This is a genomic window from Lysinibacillus sp. GJ-1, from assembly GCF_021166035.1.
In the GTDB taxonomy this organism is placed as follows: domain Bacteria; phylum Bacillota; class Bacilli; order Bacillales_A; family Planococcaceae; genus Lysinibacillus; species Lysinibacillus sphaericus.
Genome location: NZ_CP088912.1, coordinates 2,215,602 through 2,240,782 on the forward strand (window position 1 = coordinate 2,215,602; position 25,181 = coordinate 2,240,782).

The window sequence follows — 25,181 nt, forward strand, 5'->3', positions numbered from 1 at the left end:
TCTTGTCCATATACATTTAATTACTAACGATACATAAAGTTTCTCACGCGTGACTGTGTGATTCTCTTTTCTTTTGTTTTTAAGCATTTGTAGCAACTGTTACGACCTTTGATGGTTCGTAACCTGCCCCTTACTGATATATCTCTAGGCCGTATATAGAGCTGCTTTACAATAAGGAAAACTAAATGTTCCTCTGCGTTTAACTAACTCATGGAAACAACCTCGTAAGCTATAGTTACGAGGTTGTTATGATTAAACTTTTCAGTTTGACTGGTAAGGAATTCCATCTTTTAGAACAAAAGCAGTTTTACTTTCCACACCTGTAGCAGATATAGACTTTATACCATATGTGTATACTTTACTCCTATTTGCCTTCGTATCTACATAAATCGTATTACCTTGTGTGTTATAAACCACGTCCACTATATTTTTAGCGTCTTCATATGATCCTTCTTTTGTTCCATCAAATCGATATATTACATATTTCCTTGGTTGAGTACTATTTTCATCTGTAATAGTAAGCTTCATGCCGAAAGACTCTTTACTCAATTTAACATCAGTTGGACGTAAAGGTATTGCAGAGTCTTTCCAATAAATTGAAGGTGTTAAAGCTTTATAATTGTATAGTTGCTGATTTAGATAAGAAGCATGTCCAAGAGCGTTATTGTTAATACTTCTTAGAGAAAAATGCATTTGTCCTTGAGCATTATTATTTGCTCTGTTGGCGTTTACTTGGCTGATAATTTCCGTCTTATTATTCCACGCAGTATCAGAATCATTTCCAACTTTATGATTGGCCATGCCAATATATAGATTAACAGGATGGACTTTTGCGTACGTTTGAACTTCTCTTCCCCACCAATCTAATAAAACCGAGTAATTTGCTGCTTTATGATTTCTAGACCAATAGATTTGAGGCGCAATATAATCGATACTACCATCTTTAATCCACTGTCTTGTATCAGCATAAAGATCATCGTAGTTACTCATTCCATTCGTGTTACTACCAGTAGAATCTTGCTTTTTGTTTCGCCAAATTCCAAACGGAGATATTCCGTATTGAACATGTGGTTTAATTGCCTTAATGCTTGCATAAACCTTTTTAACTAATTCATTAACATTATTTCTGCGCCAGTCTTCAATATTATTGAATGAGCCACCATACTTTTTAAAAGTTTGTTGATCTTGAAAAGTCTCTCCTTTTATTTTATAAGGATAGAAGTAATCATCCATATGTACTGCGTCGATATCATAGTTGCTTACTAATTCTTCTATGGTTGATAATAAGTAATTTTGAACTTCCGGCAAACCAGGATCTAAATAGTATTGTTTACCGTATTTCACTACCCAATTAGAATTTTTACGGGCTACATTATCGGCAGCAAGATTAGACAAAGATTGCGATGGCATCGTGACCCTATATGGGTTTACCCAAGCATGAAGTTCTAATCCTCGCTTATGTGCTTCGTCCAGCATTATTTGCAATGGATCAAAACCCGGATTGGTCCCTTGTGTCTTGCCTGTTATATACGATGACCATGGAGCAAGCTTAGATGGGTACAGTGCATCATTTAATGGCTTAACTTGAAAAATAACTGTATTAAAGTTATTAGCTTTTAATTTGTCTAAGGTACTTTGAACCCATTGAGTATATTGGGTTTTACTCATACCTGCCTTCATATCAATATTAGAAACTGTTGCAATCCAGGCTGCACGCATTTCATTTTGAGGTAGTGAATTAGCTGTAGCCTTTTGATTTGTAAAACCAGGGATAAGTAAAAGTAAAACAAAAAAAGTTACTAAGCACTTTCCAAAAAAATTTTTAAACATAAATATTGAAATCTCTCCTTTTAATTCTTAGCTATTCAAACCTAGCTGTTACTATAACCTAAGTAAATACCATTTCAGCCTATTCTATAAAAGTAGGAACTGATTAATCCTTCTAAATTTTGTCGGCAGACCCCCTATTGGTAATTCCAATTGTTTGCGAAGCTCGGTGGAAAATTTTTTTCTGTTTCTTCGCTCACTATATAATACCACAAATACCCAATTATTCTCCCTTCACTGGTAATTTCTATTTCCAATCATTTGGTCAATTGTTAAGTTTGTGTGATAAAGTGTACCATAAAAAGATTGATTATTTCGGAAAGCGAATATTCAACTAACGCACGCCATTAGTTGAATACGCTTATTCCACAATCGCTCCCTTTAACGGAATAACACATGAGCTTCTATTAGCTAGTTTTTTAAGTACAAGGCGCTACTGCTTGGTAGAGGGTGACTGGCAGCCATAAGAGTATGCAAGGCATAGAAAACCACTCTTTTCTAAGATAGGCCTACTCATTGAACTGGCGTCAACAGTAAGGAAAGGATGCCCGTTTTCATATGCCTTTTTTGCACGAGTAGCTAAAAGTGCTGTATAATAACCTTTTCTTCGGAACAACGGTAGTGTTGAACCTCCCCATAAGCTGGCGAAAGAGGAATTTTCCTCTAAATACATCCAAGCTGCACTTACAAGCTGACCATCTTCATAAATTCCATAAAGGTATAGGGATTCAGGATTATTCTGTTTATCTCTCCAAAGTCTTTCTCCCAGCTCAGCATGCGGTACATTCCAGATGGCATCTTCTAGCACAATAATGTCTTGAATGCCTTGTTCATCTGTTATTTCCTTTAAATTGAAGTGTCGGTCATGATTAAGCAAGGGGTGTTGTTCCTCTAACTTCATGACCATTAGTGCTTCAGGGTCATCTACTGTGAATCCTTCTTGTTCAAGAATATCTTTCAAACTAGTAGGCTTGTCATAGTTGTACACCTTCCACTCAAAATCCTGCTCAAGGTTACTAAAATAGTTTAACTCGTTCTTAATAATTTCTCTTACATCACTTTCGTTTACATTAGATGAGACAATGAACCCTTTTTCACCAAACTGTGAAATGTGACGCACGACATGTTCTGTTTCCTCTCTTATGTAACCTTTTACTCGAGCCTCTTGTCGAAGTTCTTTGTGGAATAGTGAGATTAATGCATTTTTATCCATGGGCGACCCCCTATATTTTAAAAATTCTTTTCTAACGAATCTTAATCCTTTAATTAGATTAGTACCAATTATTTCAAAAGAAGACGTTCGACTCAATCTTTTTTTTCGTAAAAAAGACGCTTTTCCTTGTTCCATAATCGCGCCCGATTGTGTTCACTTTTTCACTTGTGCAACAAAGCCCCTTGTTATAGTTAAAGAAGGAAAATAGATTTCGAAAAAGAATATGCATGCTATTAAAGAAAAGATCCTAGTTACTAAAGCGATAGTTCCATTAGAAACACCTTGTTTCACTACTGCTACAGTTAGTTGAACAAGGTTTTGTTTGTACACCTAAAAAACAAATTAGTTAGCGGAGCATCTCTACCTTTATCTTTAGCTTTATATCTGTAGGCAACCCTTCTTCTTCTATTAGGAAAGATATGACATAAGCGCCTTTAGGGAAACCATCAAATATCTTCTCATAACTTTCATTACTTTTTAAAATACCATTTGCTACTTTTGTTTCTGTATCTACATTTTGAATTTTGTATATAAAACTTTCAGCACCAATATTTAATACAGTTATTTTAAATGGACTATCACCAGAATGATTAAAATAAGATTTACTTTCACCTATAGGAGATGTTATCTCTGCATCAATCGCAATAGGATAAAAACTTCTAATTGGTGCTACTTTCTCTATATCAGTGACATCTAAGATAACAGGTTCCTTTTTTTCAACTTCTTTTACTTCTTCTGTCTTTTTAGTTTTATCATCTATGTTAATTGTTTTGGTATTTTTAGTAGTCAACGATTCTGCAGTTGCTTCTTTGTTATCAGCTTCCCCATTAATACAACCTGATAAAGCCAATGAACTTAATAAAATGCTTATGTAAAAATATCTTTTCAACATTTCCACCCCATTTAATATTCAAAGAGTTTCCTTAATATTAACATAAATGAAAATTATTAGTTTTTTACGATTTAAGTTCAAAACCATCGTTTGGGGATATTTCGTTGATGTAATTTACTAATTTTCAAAATAATATTAGAGCTATGAGACGTATCGAGATTCAGAAACGCGTACCGTTGCCCATCTCGATTACTCTCCCAGCGCATAATAAAAGTCTTTATCCTTTGTCAAGATAAGGGTAATTACATGCCATGCGTAAAGAGCAATACTTTGTTCAATTCACATTTTACTACCTTAGGATACGGATATACACTCTCATCTGCTAGTACTACTATTTTTTATTACCAAATTAGCCGTTTCACTCGGATGGTTAAGAGGAAAATGATGTCCATATGGAACAAAATCAACCTTACCAAGATGCGAAGGAGCAGAATAGCCTCTGTCATAATCCCCCCAAATAATGTGAAGGTTATACTTTGTTACTTCATTGAAATCACCTTGAACGCTTTTCAATAGTAAACTGTTAAGCTGAACAGTAGTATTTAAAATTCTAGGAGAAGTAAAACTGCTAGTAATTTTTTCAATGTAATGTTCAGGGATACTCTCCGTACTTTCAAATAAACCATTACTTAATAAATAACGCTCTATCAATTTAGTAGTTGCCAATTTCAATGTCCATTTGTTCATAAATTGAGGAACATTTATCGATTTAGCCTTTTTTATAGCAACAGGTGGCTGAAGTAAAGTAATTGTATACTTCTTATCTATGTGCTTTTGTACTAATGCTTCAAAAAGAATATACGCACCAAATGAATGACCAATTAGATGGGCACCATTAGTAGCTTTCTCCAATAACTGTTTCAATACATTCAAATAGATATTTAAAAGATTTTTCTCTCGTTTAAAAGGAGAACGTCCCAAACCCGGAAGGTCCATAATCCATACAGGTCGACCCGTTTTTTCATGAAGCTCTTTCCCTAAAGGAAATAAATCCTCTCCATCACTTAATAAACCATGTAATAAAATAAACGGTTTACCCTCTCCTTGTGATTGGTAAATGGTAGTATTGTAACATAATGTTCGTTTAAATAAATGACTGTGCTGGCCATTTTGATACATCATGCGATAATCCAGATCAGCTATTACGGCTGGGGAAAATTTCATTACATTTGTCTCCTTAAACCAATCTTCTCCCATAATCTTTTTCACTGAACCATTTGAAAATGTTCGATTTGTAATAAAGTTTAGCCCATCAGCAGGAATTTTGGTAATTTTGCTTACGCCACTATGCATAAGTGCTTTCATAAATGGCAATGGGGCAGAGATTTTAGGTGCAGTCATATTCATACTTTCTGACATAACATCTAATAATTGTGAAATATTTTGATCGTGTTGTTTATCTTCAACAAGTGTATATGTTTGTATAGCTGGTTGCTCCAATCTGAAAACCTGCACAATAAACTTTGCTAGTTCATCGTTTGCAATAAGTGGTAATCTATATTTCTTACCTCCAGGAATTACTGGCATGAGCCCTTTTCGCATACTCATCACAAGCAAGCCTAAGCCTCCTGTTTGCTCCGTACTCCCTGTTTTACTACTACCAACTACAGTTGGTGGATTAATTACTGAAAGCGGATAACCTATTGTTGATGCCTGCTGACGGATATAAAGATCTGCTAAAAACTTTGTTTTCTCATATGGATTTTTTATTTTCAAAAAATTGTTTCCTTCTTTAAACACATCTATCGCAATTTTGCTATTTTTATCATCAAAGGGACTCATATAGCCTACAACATGAATAAATTGTTGCAATCCCTTCAATTGGTGGATGTTTTTAGCGAATTCACTAATATGTTTGGCACCATTCAAAAATACGGAAGCAGCCTCTTTGCTTGTCGCTTGAATATCCATGAGGCCTCCTGCGTGAATAATCACATCCGTTTTCAATACCCACTCCCTATCTTCAGCACTTAGACCTAAGTCTATTTTCGTCAAATCACCTTCAATAAAGTGCATAACTGCCTCATTTAAGAGGCTCTTTCTTGATAAATACGTGTTGCTTTGCTTTTCGATCTCACTAAAAGAAGAATTGTAACCTGCTCTTTGGCTAATTCCTTCACTAATTCCTTTCCAATAAAACCTGTTCCGCCAGTTAAAAATACTGTTCTCATATAAATCCTCCTTTTAGTACTATTTAGTACTAATTTGGTGTAAAAAATGCTTCTTTTATCGAAGCAAGTTAAACAAATGATCTGCTGTTTTCATGATTACAGTTGCATCCTTTAGTGTTTCTGAAATAAATAGCGCTCCTTCAAGATTTGTAATAAAAAGAGATGCAACCTCGTCAATATTAATTGTCTTTTTAAATTCACCATTCTCTACCCCTTGTTTAAGTAATAGAGAAACTTTCGTTTGTAATCCTACGAAAAAAAGACCTATTTTTTCTTTTACTTTTGAGGCATTTGTAGGGCTTTGAATATAAAGCGTAATAAATGGACAGCCCCCCTTATATTCTCTCGTCTGTACTCCTTGTGATAATTGCTTTAAAAACAGTTGGATACGATCTTCAACTAATAATTGGTTTTGAGATAGTAAGTCATCAATTGCAGCTTGATACATTGCAATCCAATAATCGACGACCCCATCCAACAATTCTTCCTTATTAGAAAAGTGATAATACACATTAGACTTTGAAACTTTGCTTACACGAACTAATTCATCCATGCTTGTATAAGCAAACCCTTTTTCTAAAAATAATGTTGCAGCTACTTCAATCACACGTTTTTGATTCATTAATTTTCCTTTTGTCATAATTAGTACTATATAGTACTAAAACAGATGTTGCAAGTATTTTTGTTAGTTTAATAAAAAATTGATAAAAAAAGCTATACTTTAATTGTATTTACTTTGCATAGTGGTTTTTTGTATAGAATTACAAAGAGATTGGGTGGATACACTAAGCGAACTTGGGCTTCACGATGAATGGACTCAATCGCCAGTAGCACTGTTTGCTGGATAACATCTAAAGCATCCTCCACATCCCTCTTTTATCCATTATCCTACCTCCAATTTTATTTCTGTCTTCTACTTTTAACCTAACCACTTCCGATCGTTAAGTGACAACCTTTATAATATCTATTTTGCTTTAAAATCATGTATAAACGATAAAAATGAACAATTCGGAACCCCCCTTGAGCATCAAGGGGGGTTTTGATTTCGGAACTTCCCCAAAAATGGACCTTAAGAGAATTCATTGTTGTTTTAGCGTGTTATCCATTGCAACACGACCTCGTTAGGTTCAACTAGGTAATCTTTAATCAGTATCTTTATTGGTTTTATAATTCAAATTAATTGTGGTAGCCTTTAGCTGTTCAATAAACATACGTGTAGCAGCACCCATATATTTATCTTTCCTATAGACGATTCCTACTTCTCGGGAAAGATTAGAATTTACAATTGGAATGACTGTTATTTTATTATTGCTAAGGCACTCTAAATAAGGTTTAGGCAATATAGTCACTCCTACTCCTTTTTCAACCATGTCAATTAACGATTCCATCGTTGTTATTTCAAAAGCGGGCTGAGGGAGAAATCCCAAGTCATTGCAAGATTTATTGATAAGTTGTCTTATAAAGTAGTTTTCAGGAAATAAAACGGACGCTGTTGTCCGCAAAACATCCAAATGGACCATTTCCTGTTCTTCTAATGGATGCCCATTGGGTACCGCAAGAGCCAGTTCCTCCTTGTACAAAGAAATCGATTCTAATTCTCTATCTTTCATAGGTAAAAAAACAATCCCTATATCCAATTTATTTTCTAACAAGCTTATCCTAATGTCTTCCGTGCGTAGTCCAAACACAGAAATTTTAATAGCAGGGTATAAACGATGAAAATTAAGTAATGTCGGTGGAATTAGGTAATTTTCAACTGTTAACAATGTTCCGATAGAAATATTTCCTCTTTGGAGTCCGTTTAATTCCTTTATAGCAGTTTGTGCTTGTTCTATTTCATGGAAAATATTCTGAGTATACTTCAGAAGTAGTCTTCCTGATTCTGTAAGTGCCGTCTTTTTACCAATTCGATCAAATAAAGGTGCTCCAATCTCATGCTCCAATAGGCGAATTTGTTGGCTTAAAGATGGTTGGGAAATTCCAATCTTTTCTGCAGCTCTTGTAAAGTGAAGTTCCTGGCATACTGAACGAAAATATTCAAGTTGTCTTAATTCCATTCTAGGGTCCCCCTCATAAATCAATTTATGGCAATATGTATTGTATCATAGTTTTAACCTATTATTACTATATAAATAATTGAATTGAACTATGGTTTGAGGTGCCCTAAACTGTAATTACAAGCCCAGTTTATAACAGTATTTAATAAAGTGGGTTTCCCTTTCCAACGCTGTATTGCTTTAAATTCACTTAGTCTTGAAAGGAGGTGCCTTTAAGATTTGATAGGGCGATGGAAGCACAGGAAGGTTAAAAAATTCTCAAAAAACCTAGGAGGTTATTAAAATGAGCGATCAAAGAACGGATATTATTAGTTACAAAGATTTTTTACAAAAAAGTACCAAGCCGACTGTTCGTCCTTGTATTTGGAAAGGAACAGATATAAAGGCACAATTAGATGATTCATTGTCTAGCGATTTTATGGGTGATGGCAGAGGCGCAGTTTCGCTGATAAATAAAGATACTGGTGATAAATACGGTGTGACCCCTACTATAAACGCAGTGGTCCAAGTATTGGCGCCAGGTGAACATAATAACCCACACAAACACAGTAATTTGGCTATCTTTATTGTATTTGAAGGAGAAGGCTATAGTATCATTAATGGCGAGAAAATTGAGTGGGAAAAAGGCGATGTATTTGTTTCTCCTGCTTGGCTTTCACACGAACATTGCAATACGTCTGATCATGAAAATGCTGTTCTTTATACTATCCAGGATGTACCTACTGTTTCCGGTATGGGGACATGGTTTTTGGAAGAACCTGTTGGGTCAGGAGCAAAACATGTTGTTAAAGAAAATATCACGAATAAGAATGATATTTTACCAGAAAAGTAAAATAACAAGCTCCTGCCAGCAATGAATTTACTCATACCTCTGACAATAAGTTTGTACGGATTCGTGAACACACGTGGAGAGATAGTTCATCCTCTTATCCGTACAAAGTGGTGGTATTACGTTGGTTCTATATTAATATTATTGGGTAAATAATTGGAGGATATAATTGATGAAAAATCTAAATGTTGCTATTCCAACCCCCTTTCATGATGATGAAAGCTTATATTTAGAAGGTTTCAACCCCATTGTTGAACATTTAAAGAATAACGGAATTGAGTCACTACTTGTATCTGGTTCTACCGGTGAGCAAAATTCAATGAGCATTGATGAACGATTGCAAATCATTGATTACTTTAATAAGCAAAACTTTCAAAATATTGAACTAATGTTTGGTGTTTCAGGTGCGAGAACGAGAGATGCGATAAAACTAATTCAAGCACTTGAGAAATCTGTTTTTGATGCCATTCTTGTCCAGTTTCCACTTTATATTCAACCATCACAAAAACAAGCCATTGCTTATGTTAATGAATTGCTAACACATACTACTAAAAAAGTTGTGCTATATAATAATCCTGCCCGAACTGGATTTAACCTAAGTGTTGAATCCCTGAATGAACTTGTTTCTCAACAACACCCGAACCTTATCGGCCTTAAAGAAGAGTACAATGTGAAGCGTCATAAAAATACACAGTTACCCGATGATTTCATTATGTTTGCTGGAGGAGATGTTGACCTCATAGAAAAAATACTCGGTGGCTGCAATGGACTTTCCAGTATGGTAGGCAATGTTTACCCTAAAGAAATCAAGCAAATTTTAAATGACCTACTAATGAAAAAACCAGTTGACGTTCATAAAATAAATCAACTAATTGACGAAGTGACACATTATCAAGCCATTATTAACATAAAAGAACATTACAATTCCCTTGGTATAAAAGTAGGTCCTTGTCGATCACCCATTAATTAGTAACTAATTTCCACCTACTATACACAGTTGACTCAAACAAACGACTTTTTTGAAATAGCCGCATTTTTCAACATGAGAATGCGGCTTCATGCTGTTCAAAACAGAAATGGACTGCGAATGCTTAGTAGTCAATGCACCCCCTGAAGCTGGTCAGGGGGTTTCAATACGAAAATCTAATTATGCCTCGCTCTGTACTCGTTTGTTTAACGTAAAAAAAGCAGTCGCAGCAACTAGGTGTTTCGCTTTGTAACTCCAGGAGCAATTCATATATTCCCTCGCTAGTATTATATTATGTAAACTAAAATGATTTGCCGAGAATGAGGATTTAAATTCGTGCACTAGCACATATAATGTTCTCTTTGCCCTTATAAACGGACGATAAATGGAAAAAGACTAGGGTCTACTGATGTAGAATCTAGTCTTTTTCACTTCAACTAATATTTCCATCAACTTACGCCCTCATTACTTAAAGAAAGAATTGTTAATACTCTTTAGGTTTTTTCCCAGTTGGGCTTATTTTTCTTTTATCATACGTATCATTATGCTTTCACTTTAGATTCAACGAACTGATTCAAAAATGACAGGATTTTTTGATAAACAGCAATTTCATTTTCTTTTTAGAAAAGCCATGTCCTTCGTCTTCAAGAAGCATATACTCGACCTCACGACCTTTATCTTTTAAAGCCTGCACGATTTGATCAGATTCCTCTTTTACAACACGCGGGTCATTGGCTCCTTGGATAACTAGCATTGGTTTCACCATGTTTTCTAAATAAGTAATTGGTGAGTATTCAATGAGTTTTTGCTTGTCTTTTTCCGGGTTTCCCACCCACTGATCCATAATGGGCTTCCAGTCTTCAGGAACTGAGTTGATAAATGAGAACAAATCAGATGACCCAAATATATCCACGACGGCTTTGAAATAATCAGCGTGTCTACCGTGGAGCAATAAGGCCATGTATCCTCCGTAACTTCCGCCCATCAATAAAATATTGCCTTTTTTCGCGTAATCATTTTCAATGAGCCAGTCGAGACCAGCTACATTATCAAGTCTTGGACCGTGTCCCCAATCTCCCTCTACCATTTTTGTGAAAGCTAATCCATAGCCTGTTGATCCACGGAAATTTGGCGCAAAAATGCTATACCCATTATTTAAAAAGAATTGGAAGGAAGCTCTAAAAAATTTTCGCTCTGCGGCTTGGGGACCACCATGCGGCCAAAAAATGATTTCACCATTATCATTTTCTTTGTTAGCTTTGAAAAATAAGGACTCTATTTCAAGTCCATCAAAGGAAGAATACGTAATCACATCTGGCTCCACTAATTCACTTTGATCTACGCCTGGAACTGTGTATTCCGTTAAAGATGTCCATCCATTTTCCTTAAAATAATAGATATTATGTGGCTTCGTCGCACTTCTTCCTAATAAATACAAATTACCGGATTTTGTGACGATAAGTTTTTCAATAATACTGCATGGTGAATCGAGTTCTTCCCAATTATTCAATAACAAATCATGCTTATACAAATGATCTTCTACACCTTTTTCACTGATGACATACAGACACTGCTTTTCTTTGTTATATTTCAACGTAGTAAAGCTTTCATTCTCTAAATCTTTCAATTTTACAAACTCATTTGTCTCTAAATTATAGGAAGCCAAATACGTAAAATCAGCATTGTAATTTGTTAATAAATAGATGAGGTTATCGGATACAAACACTGCGTCACCGACCGTATGTTGCTGATCTGTTGGCGGAGTCAGGAGAATATGCTCCTCTCCTCGTTTAGCGTATAGTAGTGTATTCGTATTAGCAAAATGTTTATAGTAGAGGGCTACCTCTTCATTCGGGCTAAAATCGAGTAAAAAAGTGGGCGCATCTTTTCCCACAAGAACTGTTTTTTCCTCACCTGTCACCAAGTCATAGACATATGCATTTAAATATGTTGGATTTTCTTTCGAAGATGTATAATAAAGCTTGTTCCCATTTTCAGATAAAATGGGCACAGAATTGCGAGTTCCTTCTTCATAAATAATTTTTTTCATTGTTCCACCTTGAAGTGGAATTCCATAAAATTGCGTATTTTCGTCCCCATTCCTGTCAAAACCAGCAATGATAAACCGTCCTTGTTTGTCATAGATAAGCCCTTGGCAGCTTTGGTCAATGAAAGTAAGCTGTGTCGGGAACGTATTTGGTAAATTCATCGCCCATAAATTATACTTGCCACTTAAATTTGTACTGAAAACTAGCTGTTTTTCATCTGGACTCACCGCAAAATCACCAATCGAAAATGTTCGTAAAAACTGTTCTACATCTGGTTTAGAAAAAGATATCAAATTCAACACTCCTTACTTATTTTAAATTGCGTGAAAAGTCTATCTATTTATAAAATATCATTATTACACTTCAATGTATAATAAATATGATAAGAAAATGTACTATATGCTATGATTTTACCTTCTGTTTATCATAAAAAAATAAAGAAACTTCCTGATTGATAAATTTCATAGGATTATCTTTAAAGATAACTGCTTCTCCTCAAAAAGCTTCATATTCCCTGAGTAGTAAAGCTTATCTCCCTTCTCTTCCCTACAATATTTTAGAAATCTGTCCCTAGTTTTACTCAATATTGCGATCTACTACATAACTTGTAATAGCTTTAACAATCGGAAGAGTGGGATATCTATCGGTTTCTTCTTGCGATTATAACTTATATACATAAACAAAAATAATGGAGGTAACTCCATTATTCGATAAGGAATATCTATCCTTTTTATTTAACTATTTGGAAAATGAGGAAAATATGTTAAAATAAACATCAAGTGAATAGCAATTGCAGAATAAAGGTGCTCTTTTAAGAGCTTAATAGGGAATTCGGTGCAAAGCCGAAGCTGTTTCCGCAACTGTAAGTGTAGATGACTACAGAAAATACCACTGTCAAACGGGGAAAAATGCCCCCAGTAGATGGGAAGGTTCTGAATAGGATACACGAGCCAGGAGACCTGCCTTTATTCCATCGTATTAACTCTCTTCGGAAGCTAGGAGAACTTACGGCAAATAGATGGACAGGCATATTATTTTATTATGCTCCTTTTCTGTTTACCTTGGATGCTTCCCTTTTTTAAGAGAAGCATCTTTTTTATTGGAGTTAATCGCAAAAACTTTCACTACAATAAAATTAGGAGGTTTTCAAAATGGTTACTTTTAAAAAATGGTGGCATATAGCGTTCGCTTTTCTTTTAGCTGTTTCGCTATTATCACCGACAGCAAGTGCAACAACAGTATTACAACCTACAAAACAAGAGGCACAAATTGCAACATTCGATGTCCAATTAGCTGTTGACGGTTTATATGGCTCCATCCTACCAGCAGCAACAGAGATTGTCTCAACTGGAACTACGGCATTATCACTAATGGAAAATACATTAACAGCAAACGGTATTCCATATATAGTTACTATTCATCCTATCTATGGTCCTTATCTTGAATCTGTTGATGGGCGAGCTAGTGGCAGCTTAAATGGTTGGGATGGTTGGGTATACACTGTAAATGGTATTAGCCCAACTGTTGGTTTAGATGCTTATAAATTAGAGCCTGATGATAAAGTTCATATTTATTATACGACATGGGCTAAGCTGGGCACTGCTAGCACAGTGGATGTAGGACAAATAAATCCAAAGGTTACTGTGGATTTAACGGGTGACCTATTTCTAACAAATGCCTCTAATATTGCTAATTGGACAATTAACACAGGTACTACAGCGTTAACAGCTCAATCAATTACTGTCAACACAGATCAACAAGCAGTTATCACATTTTCTGGTCAAGCTGCAGAAGGTGGTATCTCGATTACAGCCTCTGCAAATGCACTACTTGGTGGTTCAACAAGTGAACCATTAACTATTGACGTCACACCCAATAACTAAGTAATTAAGTACTGAAAAAGTGAATCCATTTTAAAGAAATGCACTTTTTCAGTACTATTGTTTTTTTAGATATAACTAGCAACATCTCTAAAGGAAGTGAGTTTTCAAATGGATATTTTTAAAAAGCAAATACATTTAGTCATTATCTTTATTTTAATATTTTCGCTATTATCCCCTGCTGCCACTGGCAAAGCACAGCAACTTGAAGGAGAAACGTACGAGCAAAACACTTCAGACATAAATAACACAGAATTAGACAATCCAAATGAACAATTAACTATTACGCCATTAATAGAGAATGCGCCGAATACAATTAGTGATATTCAATTAAATACCACAGGACCTTTATTTTTAACAATTGGAGAAACATCGCAACTTGCTGTAGCTAGCTCAACAACAGAAGATAGTACCCTAATTGAATGGTCATCGAGTGCTCCTACAATTACAACAGTTGACAATCAAGGATTAGTTACAGCGATTTCAATTGGGGATGCTCAGATTAACGCAAAAGTTGGTGAAGTATCTAAGGCAATTGATGTATATGTTATTACACCTGAAGAACAAAACTTTATAAATTTGGTAAATAGCCTTCCAGAAATTATAGTTACTGATGAGGTAACAGAACTACAATTAACAGCAGCTCGCAAAACATATAGTGCATTAACACTAGATCAAAAGAAAAAAGCATTAATAAGTAATTACAATAACAAACTTGGTGAAAAAGAAAGCCAACTGGTAGAAGCCTTCATTAATTCTATTCCTTCATTTGATACATTAGATGAAGCAATTGCTCAACAATTAATAAATGCTCGTACGAAATGGAACACTTTACTACTAAATGAAAAAAAGAAACTAGTGCAAATAGAGGCTATCTTAATAGAGAAGGAACTGAAATACGTCGGACTTTTAATTTCTACTATTTCGTCATTAGAAATAAGCAATGAAGAGTTAGGTTCACTATTCAATACTACTCGTAAAATATACAAAGGAATACCAGCACAGCAAAAAGTAAATGTAACAAATTACCAAAATCTTGTAGATAAAGAAATTGAATATGTTTTATATTTAATTGACTCTCTTCCTGAAACAATTCAGATTGCTGATGAGGCAACAAAAAAACAATTAGAAGAAGCTCGGACAACATACAATGCCTTAGATAAAAATCAAAAAACTAAAATAAATAATTATCAAGAGCTTGTAGATAAAGAAAACATTTTCACAACAGCCCCTCGGATTCAAGAAGTGATATTTAAAATTAACGTGCTCCCCCCTATAGATTCGATTACATGGGCGGATCATTTGAAAGTTAATGCAACACAACAAGCCTATGATAATTTGTCAGCTCAAGAAAAACAATCTGTATCAAATTATAATAAGCTAGAGGCTTTACAAAAGCGATTAGTAGAATTGAAGCCAACAACGATTAAAGCCTACAACTCTGTTGGTCAATATTTAGTATCAAGCTCACCGCAGCCTGTCTATCAATCAGAGTGGACTATTTTAACACTTGCACGTGGTGGGTATGTCAATTTATCAAATAGTTATTATAGTAAATATTATAAAAATATAGAGAATCATGTAAAATCAAACAGTGGCGTAATCGCCGCTCAAGCAACAGATTACTCTCGGGTAATAATAGCTCTTACAGCTATCGGGAAAGATCCTACAAATGTCGCAGGCTATAATTTAGTTGAAAAATTAACAGATTTTAATTTTGTAACACGTCAAGGCATCAACTCTGCCGTCTTCACTTTAATTGCACTCGATACATGGGACTTTGAATTACCTAAAACAGCTACAACAACACGTGAAAAATTAATTAAATATATTTTACAAAGGCAATTAAACGATGGTGGTTTTGCCTATTCTGGTACTGAAGCTGACCCTGATATCACTGCAATGGTCATTCAATCACTCGCTCCATACTATCAAAGTAATGCAGAAGTAAAAACAGCCGTTAATCGTGCAATTGATACATTAGCAGCTATTCAATTACCTAATGGCGGATATAAGTCAGATAACTTTGAAAATGCTGAAAGTGCAGCACAGGTTGTGACTGCTCTAGCAAGCTTAGGGATAAATGCTAACAACGATAATCGTTTTAATAAAGTCATTTCTCATATCATGACATATAGCTCAGAAGATGGTGGCTTTAAACATGTATTAAGCGAAAACAAAGCAAACGGCATGGCAACGGTTCAGGTTGGCTATACATTAGCAGCATACAACCGTTTATTAAATAATCAAACTGCTCTTTACGATATGTCAGATACAAAGTCTGATAATACTGGAAATAATCCAGGAGATATTGACAATGGAAGCGATGGAGAAGAACCTTCCAACCATGATGATAAAGGAAATCAACCCTCTAACCCTGATGGGCAACCTTCTGATAATGAAGAAATTGGTTATACGACATTCTCAATTCGAATTTCGTCTTCTGAAGTGCCATTAAAATCAACATCAACTAAATTATTTGCTGGTGAAACTGCTTTTGACGTTTTAAAACGAGTAACATCGGAAAACAGTGTTGCCTTAAGCTATCGTCAAACAGAATATGGAACATATATTGACGGAATTGCTGGTGTTTATGAATTTGACCGCGGTCCTTTAAGTGGTTGGATGTATCGTGTAAATGGTCAATACCCATCTTATTCTGCGGCACTTTACACACTATCACCTGGTGATTCAGTTGAATGGCTTTATACGACCGATTTAGGTAAAGATGTCGGTGGATATGTAGAAGATGGAAGCGAAAAAAGTGGCCCTCCAGCTGAAGAAAACAAAGAAAAATGCAAGGGTAAAAATACAGAAAATTGCAAAGAGACAGAAAATAATTGTACAGGCGTAGAAGCACAATGCGCTGAAGAAATGAATAAAGGGAATGAAGAAAACAAAGGAAACAGAGGAAATGTAGATAACCCAGTTGCTGAAATTACTATTGAAGATGGTAGTAACAAAGCAATTATTACATCCAAACATGTTCAAGAATATCTTGAAAAGAATGTACAAAAGTTTGTTATTCAAAGCAAAAATAATTTCAAAATAGAAATTCCAACTTCTATATTTACTAGAATTAAGCTTACAGAAAGTGAGCAAATAATTGCCTCGGTAACGAAAGAAGCTAAAAATAAACAATTCACTGTCAAATTCGGTATTGAGACTACTAATGGTAAAACAAAGTCAATTACTATAGATAAAGAATATTTAAAAGTTACGCTACTTGCCAACGAGTTAAAACCGAATATGGTCGTTTTACAGCTTGATGGTAGTGAATACAAGCCTGTTCCACATAGAATTGTGAACGGTGAAATTGTTCTATTCACAAAATCTAGTGGTACATTCGTTGTAACAGAAAGTACAGTAACATTTAACGATATTGCCCATTTAGCTAATAAAGAAGAAATTGAATTTTTAGCGAGACGTCTTGTAATCAAAGGAACTACACCAGAGACGTTTGAGCCATATAAACCAATTACTCGTGCGCAATTTTCAGTATTAATCAGCCGTGCACTTGGTTTACAGGCAAAAGGTGAAAATCCATTTAACGATACAGAAGGCAAATGGTATGCAACAGATATTCAAGCTCTGTTCGAGGCAGGTATTACAAAAGGCACAACTTCTTCAACATTTAATCCTGAAGCACCGATTACACGTCAACAAGCAGCGGCATTTATGGCACGCATTTTAGAATATTTAAATGCTGATGTGAAAGCCACAGGAGAGGTTAATTTCACAGACGCTAGCAATATTAGCGCTGAATACTTGCCTTATATCGAGCTATTAAATAGCCTGGATATTATGACAGGTAAGCCGGATGGTTCATTTGATCCACGTGCTTCTTTAACACGTGGACAAACAGCAAAAATTTTAAAACGTACGTTAAATATCGCAGGCATCATGTAATTTTCCTTACTAACCCAAGTGATCACAGCATTTGGGTTAGTATCTTTTATAGAATGGAGGTTGTTTTTCAAATGAAACAAAAATTATCGATGTTTATAATGGTACTTGCTTTGTTGTTAATTGTGGTTCCAGTCTCTGCACAGCAAGTATCAACAGTAGATGCTTATGATACAACAGGTCAGTTTTTAGTAAATAAAGCACCAAACCCTTCTTTTGGTGATGAGTGGATTATTATGGCACTTACACGTGGTGAATATAATGTTCCGAAAGGCTATTATGATAAATATTATGAAAATGTCACGAAGCATGTACAATCCGTAAAGGGTAATTTACACAATCGTAAGTATACTGATTATTCTCGTTTAATTATTGCACTCACTGCTATCGGTAAAGACCCTACAAATGTAGGCGGCTTTAATTTAGTAGAAAAATTAAGTGACTTTGACAAAGTAGTATGGCAAGGCACAAATGGTGCTTTTTTTGCCTTAATCGCTTTAGACACATGGGGCTTCGAGCTTCCTAAAAAAGCAACAACTACACGCGAAAAACTTATTCAACATATACTATCAAAGCAATTGCCTGATGGTGGATGGAATTTATCAGGAGTGAAAGCTGATCCAGATATGACAGCAATGGCTATTCAAGCTCTTTCAACTTATAGGGATAGAGAGGATGTTAAGGCATCTATTAATAAAGCACTTGATACATTAAATAACTTACAAGGAGCTAATGGTAGTTACCAAAGCTGGGGAACAACAAACTTAGAAAGTGTAGCACAAGTTATTACAGCACTTGCTAGTTTAAATATTGATGCCAACAAAGATCAGCGCTTTCATAAGTTATTTACGAGCTTTTTCACCTTCTATAATGTAAAAGATGGCGGCTTCAAGCATGTATTAACAGAATCCGTATCGAATGGTATGGCAACAGAGCAGGCGTCTTATACATTAGCAGCATATAACCGACTGATTGAGAGCAAAACAAAGTTATATGATACGTCTGATAAAATAACAAATAAACCATCAACACAGGTTCAGTCAAATCATCCTAAAGCTCCCCCTACTAAAGTGAGCTTTAAGGATATTGAATTTCATTGGGCAAAGTCTGATATCGAAGCTGCAGTAGCTAAAGGATTATTAAAAGGCTATGACGATAATACATTTAGGCCAAATAACAATTTATCTCGTATTCAGGCTGTATCAATTTTAGTTCGCGCTCTTAATTTAACAAGTTCCAAAAATGCACCTTTTACAGACATTAGCTCCTATAATGATGAAACAAAACAGGAGATTGCTGCTGCTTACGAGGCAAATTTATTAGTAAAGTCGGAGAAGTTTGCACCTTCCTCCCCTATTTTACGTAAGGAATTAGCGGTTATGCTAGCAAATGCCTATACATATAAAACAGGCAGACCTTATATACCAACAAACATTGCACCATTAAATGATATTGCGGAGCTATCAAAGGAATCTCAGCAGGCAATTACTTTCTTGTATGATTTTGACATAGCACAGGGCGCAAATGGCTCGTTTAATCCTACTAATTTTATTACTCGTGCACATGCAGCTAAAATGTATATTAATTTCTTAAAGGTTGTTGAAGAATAATATGAATAAAATTTTACACTGCTTACTCGTATCGTTGTTAGCTCTATTTTTAACTGCGTGCAATATTCAAACAGTTGAGCAATTCGAGCAAATGGAAGATCAGGACCGAAGCGCTGACTCCCTCCCTCCCTCTGAACAACTTGAAGCGGAAGAACAAACTCCCTCAGTAGAAAATGACACTGCTGAGGAAAAGCAGGAAGTGAAGGAGTCTGAGATAGATGACTAGGCCCCACTGGAGGAAATAGATAAAAATTCCCAGCAAAAAGCACAGCAAGAAACGATAGATGGAAAACAACAACCAAAACATGAAGCGGACAAAAAGCAAGAAGACACCAAATTACCAAGTACAATAACTGATTTGTCTACTACTAAACAAGCTGATAATAAACAACAAACAAAAACAATTAACTCATCTACAGATAAGCAAAAAAATGCAGAACCTAAAAAACGCACTGTAAAAATTTCAATCCGTGTTGATACATTACTAAAGCATTGGGAAAAGTTAGACTCTTCCCTACAAAGTGAGAGATATGTGCCCAAGAACGGCATCATTTTAAAGACAACAACATACGAGCTACTATCAGAGAAGGATACTGTTTGGGATGTATTACAGCGCGCAACGAAGGAGCATAAAATTCAAATGGAATATCAAGGAGCAAACGAAAATATTTATAACAGTGTTTATATAGAAGGTATTAATCATTTATATGAATTTAGTGCTGGTGAATTAAGTGGCTGGATGTACAAAGTAAATGGTGTTTATCCAAATTATGGTTGCAATCAATACGTATTAAAAGATGGCGATGTCATTGAATGGAACTACACGGTCGATTTAGGTCGCGACCTAGGACATCATTGGGATGGTAACTAATGAAGACATTTGAAACATTTCACCCTATCGTACTTTTTTCTTTTTTGTAGCTACTATCGGCTTATCCATGATTTTTATGCATCCAATCTATTTAACTATTACAATTTTCTCAGCAATCAGCTTAAATATAGCTTTACGCAGACAACTTTTCTTTAAGGACTGGAAGTTATATGTACCTTTGTTTTTCTTAATGGCGATTATTAATCCAATGATTAGCCATAATGGTCAACTTGTATTACTTTATGTAAATGGTAACGCCATTACTGTAGAGGCCATTTTGTATGGTATCGCAATCGCCACAATGATTGTAGCGATTATGCTATGGTTCAGCTGCTACAATGTCATGATGACATCTGATAAGTTTATTTATCTGTTTGGAAAAGTATCGCCATCTTTATCATTAACATTGTCGATTTCATTGCGATTAGTTCCGCGCTTTAGACATCAGTTAACGCAAATTGTACAAGCGCAAAAAGTAATTGGCATGGATTTTACAACTGGCTCACTATGGCACCGTATTAAATGTACCGTGCAAATTTTATCAATTTTGATTACATGGGCATTGGATAACGCCATTGATACGGCTGATTCTATGAAAGCTCGTGGTTACGGTGTCAAAAAGCGGACTGCCTTTTCTATTTTTATTTTCGAGCGTCGTGACGGCTTTGTTTTGGCAATGATTATATTGCTTTTTTTTAGCAATTTAGTTGCAAGCTTTATTGGTACAACCACATATTATTTTTATCCAACTTTCGGAGCAGTTAAATGGGATATAGCAAGCATTCTGTTTTATATTAGCTATGTCATTCTACTCTCTATTCCATTAGTATTTGAAATCTGGGGGGCATTAAAATGGCGATCGTTAAAATCGACAATGTAAGCTTTACTTATCCTAATGAAGCAATTCCTATTTTAAAAAATATTAATCTAACTATTCAGCAAGGCGAGTTTATCGTGTTAATAGGCCAATCTGGTTGTGGGAAAAGTACATTGCTTCGCCATTTCAAACGAGAATTGCGCCCACATGGCACGGTGACGGGTAATATTTTCTACAAAGATTGTGACTTGGAGAAGCTAAATGCTGAAGTAGCTGCTACTGACATTGGCTATGTATTTCAAAATCCTGATAATCAAATTGTTACAGATAAAGTATGGCATGAACTTGCTTTTGGACTAGAAAGCCTAGGTCTAGATTCACCAACAATTCGCCGCAGGGTAGCCGAAATGGCCAATTTCTTCGGTATTGAAAAATGGTTTCATCAAAAAACAATCGAGCTTTCTGGCGGACAAAAACAATTATTAAATTTAGCCTCCATTATGGTGATGCAGCCCAAATTGCTACTGTTAGATGAGCCAACATCACAATTAGATCCAATAGCTGCATTGGAGTTTATACAGACATTGCATCGTTTAAATAAAGAATTAGGTATTACGATAATTTTAATTGAGCATCGTCTCGAAGAAGTGTTGCCTCTTGCTGATCGCGTACTTATTATGGATGAAGGCAGTATTTTATTTGATGGCCCACCTAAGGAAATTTTAAACTCTTTACCAGCAAATCACGCTATGATTACAGCACTGCCGGCAGCTACAAAGATTTTCCACCTACTAAACGGTATAGGTCCTATTCCTCTTACTATTCGTGAGGGACAACGCTGGCTTAGTAACCAACAATATAACTGTTCTCCCTTACACACACCTCATACAATAACTCAAAATAAATCAGATGTTGTATTAGAGGCAAAGGATGTTGCTTTTCGGTATGAAAAGAAAGGCAGGGATATTGTCCATCATTTTAATTTGCAAGTGAAGGGACAGGAATTTTTAACGATAATAGGTGGAAACGGCACTGGAAAATCAACCGTTCTTGCTATTTTATCTGGGCTACAAAAGCCTTATCATGGAAAAATATTTTTGTTCAGTAAAGCCCTGAAAAGCTACAGTAGTAAACAATTGTACCAACAATTTTTAACTGTATTACCACAGAATCCGAAATCATTATTTGTACAAAAAACAGTACTTCTAGAGTTAAATGACATGGCTCAATTACATAAAGTAACAGAAGCAAAAATTCAAGAAACTGTTCAATTATTCAATTTAACTCATTTATTAAATCGACATCCTTATGATTTAAGTGGTGGTGAGCAGCAAAAATTAGCGCTTGCAAAAATTTTATTAATAGAACCTAAAATACTGCTACTAGATGAGCCGACAAAAGGTCTTGATGCACATTCAAAGGAAGAGCTCGCAGAAATATTAAAAGATTTACAAACTAAAGGGACAACAATCATTATGGTGACACACGATATAGAATTTTCTGCACAATACAGCGATAGATGCGCTCTGTTTTTCGATGGTAGTATCGTATCAGAGGACGAACCACGAGCATTTTATAGTGGAAATAATTTTTATACAACTGCTGCGCATCGAATATCAAGAGATATATTGAGCAATGCGATTACATGTGAGGATGTCGTTACTCTATGCAAAAAAACATTCGATTAATTATTTCATTTATTGTCATTCTAGTTTTCATTCCACTTTCTTTATATGCTGGTATTACAATTTTTGCTGATCGAAAATATTATTTTGTATCGATTGTCATTATGATTTTAGCGTGTGTCCCCTTTTTCCTTTCATTTGAGCGTAGAAAGCCACAGCCACGCGAAATTTTAGTCATAGCAGTGATGTCTGCTATTTCAGTGGCAGGTCGTGCTTTATTTGTTGTTACACCTGGCTTTAAACCTGTCGCAGCTATTACAGCGATTACTGGCTTTTCACTTGGAGCAGAAGCAGGCTTTTTAACAGGGGCAATTTCTGCGTTAGTATCCAATATGTTTTTTGGACAAGGTCCTTGGACACCCTTCCAAATGTTTATGTGGGGAATGATTGGTTTTATTGCTGGCTTGTTAGGTAAAACTCGTTTAATGCATAAAAAAATACCACTTATATTATTTGGTATTTTTGCAGGCATATTTTTTTCGTTTGGTATGGATGTTTGGGGAACAATATCAATGTACGGTGTTTTTAGCTGGAAAGCTTACGCACTTGCATTGACTTCTGCAGTCCCTTTTATGATAATCTACTGTATTTCTAATGTAATTTTTTTACTATTGTTAGCTAAACCGATTAGTGAAAAACTAGACCGAATAAAAAATAAATATGGGATTTTACAGTAATGCTTTGTAAAAAAAGTTGTTTTTTTTTAATCAACGTACTTTAAATCCTTAGTAAGACCAAAACGTTTATATAATGACCTAACAACAAAAGAGCATGTTTTCATGCTCTTTTGATTTATACTTCACTATTTCATCTTGTTACTATTTCATTTTATTTCTTTCCCGTGGATGCGATGGCAAAATTGCATTGTAAAGTTCTTGAGAAACGGGATGTTGACATGTTTGTCCTTTCTGGATTTCCTCCATAAGCTGACCGTGTTGCATAACTAGTATTCGATCAGACATAAAATGTGTCGCCTGTAAATCATGGGAAATGAAAATATATGCTAGCTTTCTTTCTTTTTGTAGTGTTTGAAGTAACTGTAATATATGTTTCTGAAGTATCATGTCTAGACTACTAATTGCCTCATCCAATACGATTAACTTAGGATTTAAGGCAAGCGCTCTAGCAATGTTGATACGCTGCTGTTGTCCTCCACTAAGCTGTGCAGGATATTGTTGGGCAATGGTGTTCGCTAATTCCACACAGTCTAGTAATTCCATCACTTTATGTTTTCTTTCTATTTTGCTGTAATGTTCGAAATTAAGTAATGGTTCCTCTAATATTTCAAAAATCGTTTGCTTCGGATTAAATGAATCGTAGCTATTTTGAAAGACAGCCTGCAAATCTCTCCGTACCATTTTTTTATCCTTGCTTGTTGCTTCGTAAAGATTGACACCTTGAAATAAAACCTCACCATTTGTTGGTCGCTCAACACCTAAAATAATGCGACCTAATGTACTTTTCCCTGAACCACTTTGCCCAACTATGCCTAAACACTCGCCCTCTCGAAGTGAAAATGACACCTTTTGTATTATAGGTGCTTCCTGCTTTCTTCTAAACATAAACTGTCTTTGAGAATAGTACTTCTCAATATTCTTCACTTCTAGTAGTGTCATATTTTTCACCTCTAAAAAGTAATTCTTGATTGTAAAAGTTTTTTTGTATAAGGATGCTGAGGGGCATCAAAAAAATCAAAGACATTTGCCTGCTCAATAATTTCTCCCTTATACATTACGGCAACATCGTCAGCCAGTTCAGCAATCACACCTAAATCATGAGTCACAAGAATAATAGCAGCCCCCGTTTCTGAGCAAATACGATCAAATAATGTTAACACTTGTTTTTGATTGACTGTGTCTAGAGCTGTCGTTGGCTCATCTGCAATATATAGGGTGGATTGTATCGCCAATGACAAAGCAATCATCACTCGCTGTAACATGCCACCACTTAATTGAAATGGATAATAGTGCAATAGCTCATCTGCGTTGGGTAAATTGACCTTATACATGGTATCAATTGCAATCTGTCTCATTTCTTTTTTAGTCATCACAAAGTGAGCTTTTAATGTTTCTAGGAAATGCTTTTCAATTGTTTGAATACTATCGAAGGCAGTGGCTGGATTTTGCATAATCATAGACAAATGCCTTCCACGATAAGCTCTTAATGTAGAAGCTGTCATAGCCAGTAAATCTTTTTGTCTATATAGAACTTGACCTTGTGTAATCTGCGCCAAAGATGGGAGTGTTTGCATCATGGCATGGCAAAGCATTGTTTTTCCACTACCACTTTCCCCGATAATTCCTAAGACACGCCCTTTATAGGCAGTCATATTAATAGAGGACAATACATTTTTTTCGCCGATTTTCACCGTTAAATCTTTCACTTCTAACACTTTCTCTTTGTCCATA

General features: G+C 35.3%; 18 protein-coding genes, 2 pseudogenes and 1 riboswitch. Of the genes and pseudogenes, 10 read left to right on the plus strand and 10 right to left on the minus strand.

Annotated features, from left to right (window positions below; translation table 11 throughout):
- Positions 1-261 precede the first annotated feature (261 nt).
- The 7 genes and pseudogenes from LO754_RS10545 to LO754_RS10580 all read right to left on the minus strand — a co-directional run bounded on the left by LO754_RS10545 (position 262) and on the right by LO754_RS10580 (position 8,160).
- The gene (locus LO754_RS10545) at positions 262-1,830 is read right to left on the minus strand and encodes a glycoside hydrolase family 10-like protein (RefSeq protein WP_024361758.1); all 1,569 of its coding nucleotides are present in this window, start codon (positions 1,828-1,830) and stop codon (positions 262-264) included.
- 430 nt (positions 1,831-2,260) lie between these two features.
- Positions 2,261-3,040, minus strand: a complete 780-nt coding sequence (locus LO754_RS10550; RefSeq protein WP_231786203.1) for a GNAT family N-acetyltransferase — start codon at positions 3,038-3,040, stop codon at positions 2,261-2,263.
- Between the two features lie 346 nt (positions 3,041-3,386).
- On the minus strand, positions 3,387-3,932 hold the full coding sequence (locus LO754_RS10555) for a hypothetical protein (protein ID WP_231786204.1): 546 nt from the start codon (positions 3,930-3,932) through the stop codon (positions 3,387-3,389).
- 315 nt (positions 3,933-4,247) lie between these two features.
- A pseudogene (locus LO754_RS23450) lies at positions 4,248-6,103 on the minus strand (alpha/beta fold hydrolase).
- A gap of 55 nt (positions 6,104-6,158) precedes the next feature.
- Positions 6,159-6,725 (minus strand): TetR/AcrR family transcriptional regulator, encoded by a 567-nt coding sequence (locus LO754_RS10570; protein ID WP_025219476.1) that lies wholly within the window; start codon positions 6,723-6,725, stop codon positions 6,159-6,161.
- A gap of 92 nt (positions 6,726-6,817) precedes the next feature.
- Positions 6,818-6,970, minus strand: a complete 153-nt coding sequence (locus LO754_RS10575) for a hypothetical protein (RefSeq protein ID WP_231786205.1) — start codon at positions 6,968-6,970, stop codon at positions 6,818-6,820.
- 275 nt (positions 6,971-7,245) lie between these two features.
- Positions 7,246-8,160 carry a LysR substrate-binding domain-containing protein gene (locus LO754_RS10580; protein ID WP_231786206.1) on the minus strand — a complete coding sequence of 305 codons (915 nt, stop codon included), beginning with the start codon at positions 8,158-8,160 and terminating at the stop codon, positions 7,246-7,248.
- Positions 8,161-8,443: 283 nt separating this feature from the next.
- Between LO754_RS10580 and LO754_RS10585 the strand changes: the two genes are divergently transcribed.
- Positions 8,444-8,992 (plus strand): cupin domain-containing protein, encoded by a 549-nt coding sequence (locus LO754_RS10585; protein ID WP_024361753.1) that lies wholly within the window; start codon positions 8,444-8,446, stop codon positions 8,990-8,992.
- 169 nt (positions 8,993-9,161) lie between these two features.
- Positions 9,162-9,959 (plus strand): dihydrodipicolinate synthase family protein, encoded by a 798-nt coding sequence (locus tag LO754_RS10590; RefSeq protein ID WP_231786207.1) that lies wholly within the window; start codon positions 9,162-9,164, stop codon positions 9,957-9,959.
- A gap of 539 nt (positions 9,960-10,498) precedes the next feature.
- Here LO754_RS10590 and LO754_RS10595 read toward each other — a convergent pair.
- A pseudogene (locus LO754_RS10595) lies at positions 10,499-12,297 on the minus strand (S9 family peptidase).
- 491 nt (positions 12,298-12,788) lie between these two features.
- Positions 12,789-12,985, plus strand: a riboswitch (cobalamin riboswitch).
- 170 nt (positions 12,986-13,155) lie between these two features.
- Here LO754_RS10595 and LO754_RS10600 point away from each other — a divergent pair.
- The 8 genes from LO754_RS10600 (at position 13,156) to LO754_RS10635 (ending at position 23,450) form a co-directional block, all read left to right on the plus strand.
- A complete protein-coding gene (locus tag LO754_RS10600) occupies positions 13,156-13,887 on the plus strand; it encodes a DUF4430 domain-containing protein (RefSeq protein WP_231786208.1) in 732 nt (243 codons plus the stop codon).
- A gap of 108 nt (positions 13,888-13,995) precedes the next feature.
- Positions 13,996-17,793, plus strand: a complete 3,798-nt coding sequence (locus tag LO754_RS10605) for an S-layer homology domain-containing protein (protein ID WP_231786209.1) — start codon at positions 13,996-13,998, stop codon at positions 17,791-17,793.
- A 71-nt stretch (positions 17,794-17,864) separates the two neighbouring features.
- Positions 17,865-19,400: an S-layer homology domain-containing protein gene (locus LO754_RS10610; protein ID WP_231786210.1), complete on the plus strand. Its 1,536-nt coding sequence runs from the start codon at positions 17,865-17,867 to the stop codon at positions 19,398-19,400.
- A 1-nt stretch (position 19,401) separates the two neighbouring features.
- Positions 19,402-19,626, plus strand: coding sequence for a hypothetical protein (locus tag LO754_RS10615; RefSeq protein WP_231786211.1), 225 nt, complete (start codon positions 19,402-19,404; stop codon positions 19,624-19,626).
- A gap of 132 nt (positions 19,627-19,758) precedes the next feature.
- Positions 19,759-20,271 (plus strand): DUF4430 domain-containing protein, encoded by a 513-nt coding sequence (locus LO754_RS10620; protein ID WP_231786212.1) that lies wholly within the window; start codon positions 19,759-19,761, stop codon positions 20,269-20,271.
- Positions 20,272-20,287: 16 nt separating this feature from the next.
- Positions 20,288-21,151: an energy-coupling factor transporter transmembrane component T gene (locus LO754_RS10625; protein WP_255702667.1), complete on the plus strand. Its 864-nt coding sequence runs from the start codon at positions 20,288-20,290 to the stop codon at positions 21,149-21,151.
- Positions 21,124-22,776: an ABC transporter ATP-binding protein gene (locus tag LO754_RS10630; protein WP_024361746.1), complete on the plus strand. Its 1,653-nt coding sequence runs from the start codon at positions 21,124-21,126 to the stop codon at positions 22,774-22,776. Before LO754_RS10625 ends, LO754_RS10630 begins: the two co-directional genes overlap by 28 nt.
- Positions 22,755-23,450 carry an ECF transporter S component gene (locus tag LO754_RS10635; RefSeq protein WP_024361745.1) on the plus strand — a complete coding sequence of 232 codons (696 nt, stop codon included), beginning with the start codon at positions 22,755-22,757 and terminating at the stop codon, positions 23,448-23,450. The genes LO754_RS10630 and LO754_RS10635 overlap by 22 nt, the downstream gene beginning before the upstream one ends.
- Positions 23,451-23,591: 141 nt before the next feature.
- On the opposite strand, the gene LO754_RS10640 is transcribed toward LO754_RS10635, so the two are convergent.
- Both LO754_RS10640 and LO754_RS10645 read right to left on the minus strand, forming a co-directional pair.
- A complete protein-coding gene (locus LO754_RS10640) occupies positions 23,592-24,389 on the minus strand; it encodes an ABC transporter ATP-binding protein (protein ID WP_024361744.1) in 798 nt (265 codons plus the stop codon).
- 11 nt (positions 24,390-24,400) lie between these two features.
- Entirely contained in the window at positions 24,401-25,180 is a 780-nt protein-coding gene (locus LO754_RS10645) for an ABC transporter ATP-binding protein (RefSeq protein ID WP_024361743.1), read from the minus strand.
- Position 25,181: the final 1 nt, after the last annotated feature.

Excerpts from the sequence above, each read along its gene's own strand:
- LO754_RS10545 (WP_024361758.1), bottom strand. The coding sequence starts at position 1,830 with ATGTTTAAAAATTTTTTTGGAAAGTGCTTAGTAACTTTTTTTGTTTTA.
- LO754_RS10570 (WP_025219476.1), bottom strand. The coding sequence starts at position 6,725 with ATGAATCAAAAACGTGTGATTGAAGTAGCTGCAACATTATTTTTAGAA.
- LO754_RS10630 (WP_024361746.1), top strand. The coding sequence starts at position 21,124 with ATGGCGATCGTTAAAATCGACAATGTAAGCTTTACTTATCCTAATGAA.
- LO754_RS10580 (WP_231786206.1), bottom strand. The coding sequence starts at position 8,160 with ATGGAATTAAGACAACTTGAATATTTTCGTTCAGTATGCCAGGAACTT.
- LO754_RS10550 (WP_231786203.1), bottom strand. The coding sequence starts at position 3,040 with ATGGATAAAAATGCATTAATCTCACTATTCCACAAAGAACTTCGACAA.
- LO754_RS10610 (WP_231786210.1), top strand. The coding sequence starts at position 17,865 with ATGAAACAAAAATTATCGATGTTTATAATGGTACTTGCTTTGTTGTTA.
- LO754_RS10605 (WP_231786209.1), top strand. The coding sequence starts at position 13,996 with ATGGATATTTTTAAAAAGCAAATACATTTAGTCATTATCTTTATTTTA.
- LO754_RS10640 (WP_024361744.1), bottom strand. The coding sequence starts at position 24,389 with ATGACACTACTAGAAGTGAAGAATATTGAGAAGTACTATTCTCAAAGA.
- LO754_RS10635 (WP_024361745.1), top strand. The coding sequence starts at position 22,755 with ATGCAAAAAAACATTCGATTAATTATTTCATTTATTGTCATTCTAGTT.
- LO754_RS10645 (WP_024361743.1), bottom strand. The coding sequence starts at position 25,180 with ATGGACAAAGAGAAAGTGTTAGAAGTGAAAGATTTAACGGTGAAAATC.
- LO754_RS10615 (WP_231786211.1), top strand. The coding sequence starts at position 19,402 with ATGAATAAAATTTTACACTGCTTACTCGTATCGTTGTTAGCTCTATTT.
- LO754_RS10555 (WP_231786204.1), bottom strand. The coding sequence starts at position 3,932 with ATGTTGAAAAGATATTTTTACATAAGCATTTTATTAAGTTCATTGGCT.
- LO754_RS10585 (WP_024361753.1), top strand. The coding sequence starts at position 8,444 with ATGAGCGATCAAAGAACGGATATTATTAGTTACAAAGATTTTTTACAA.
- LO754_RS10600 (WP_231786208.1), top strand. The coding sequence starts at position 13,156 with ATGGTTACTTTTAAAAAATGGTGGCATATAGCGTTCGCTTTTCTTTTA.
- LO754_RS10590 (WP_231786207.1), top strand. The coding sequence starts at position 9,162 with ATGAAAAATCTAAATGTTGCTATTCCAACCCCCTTTCATGATGATGAA.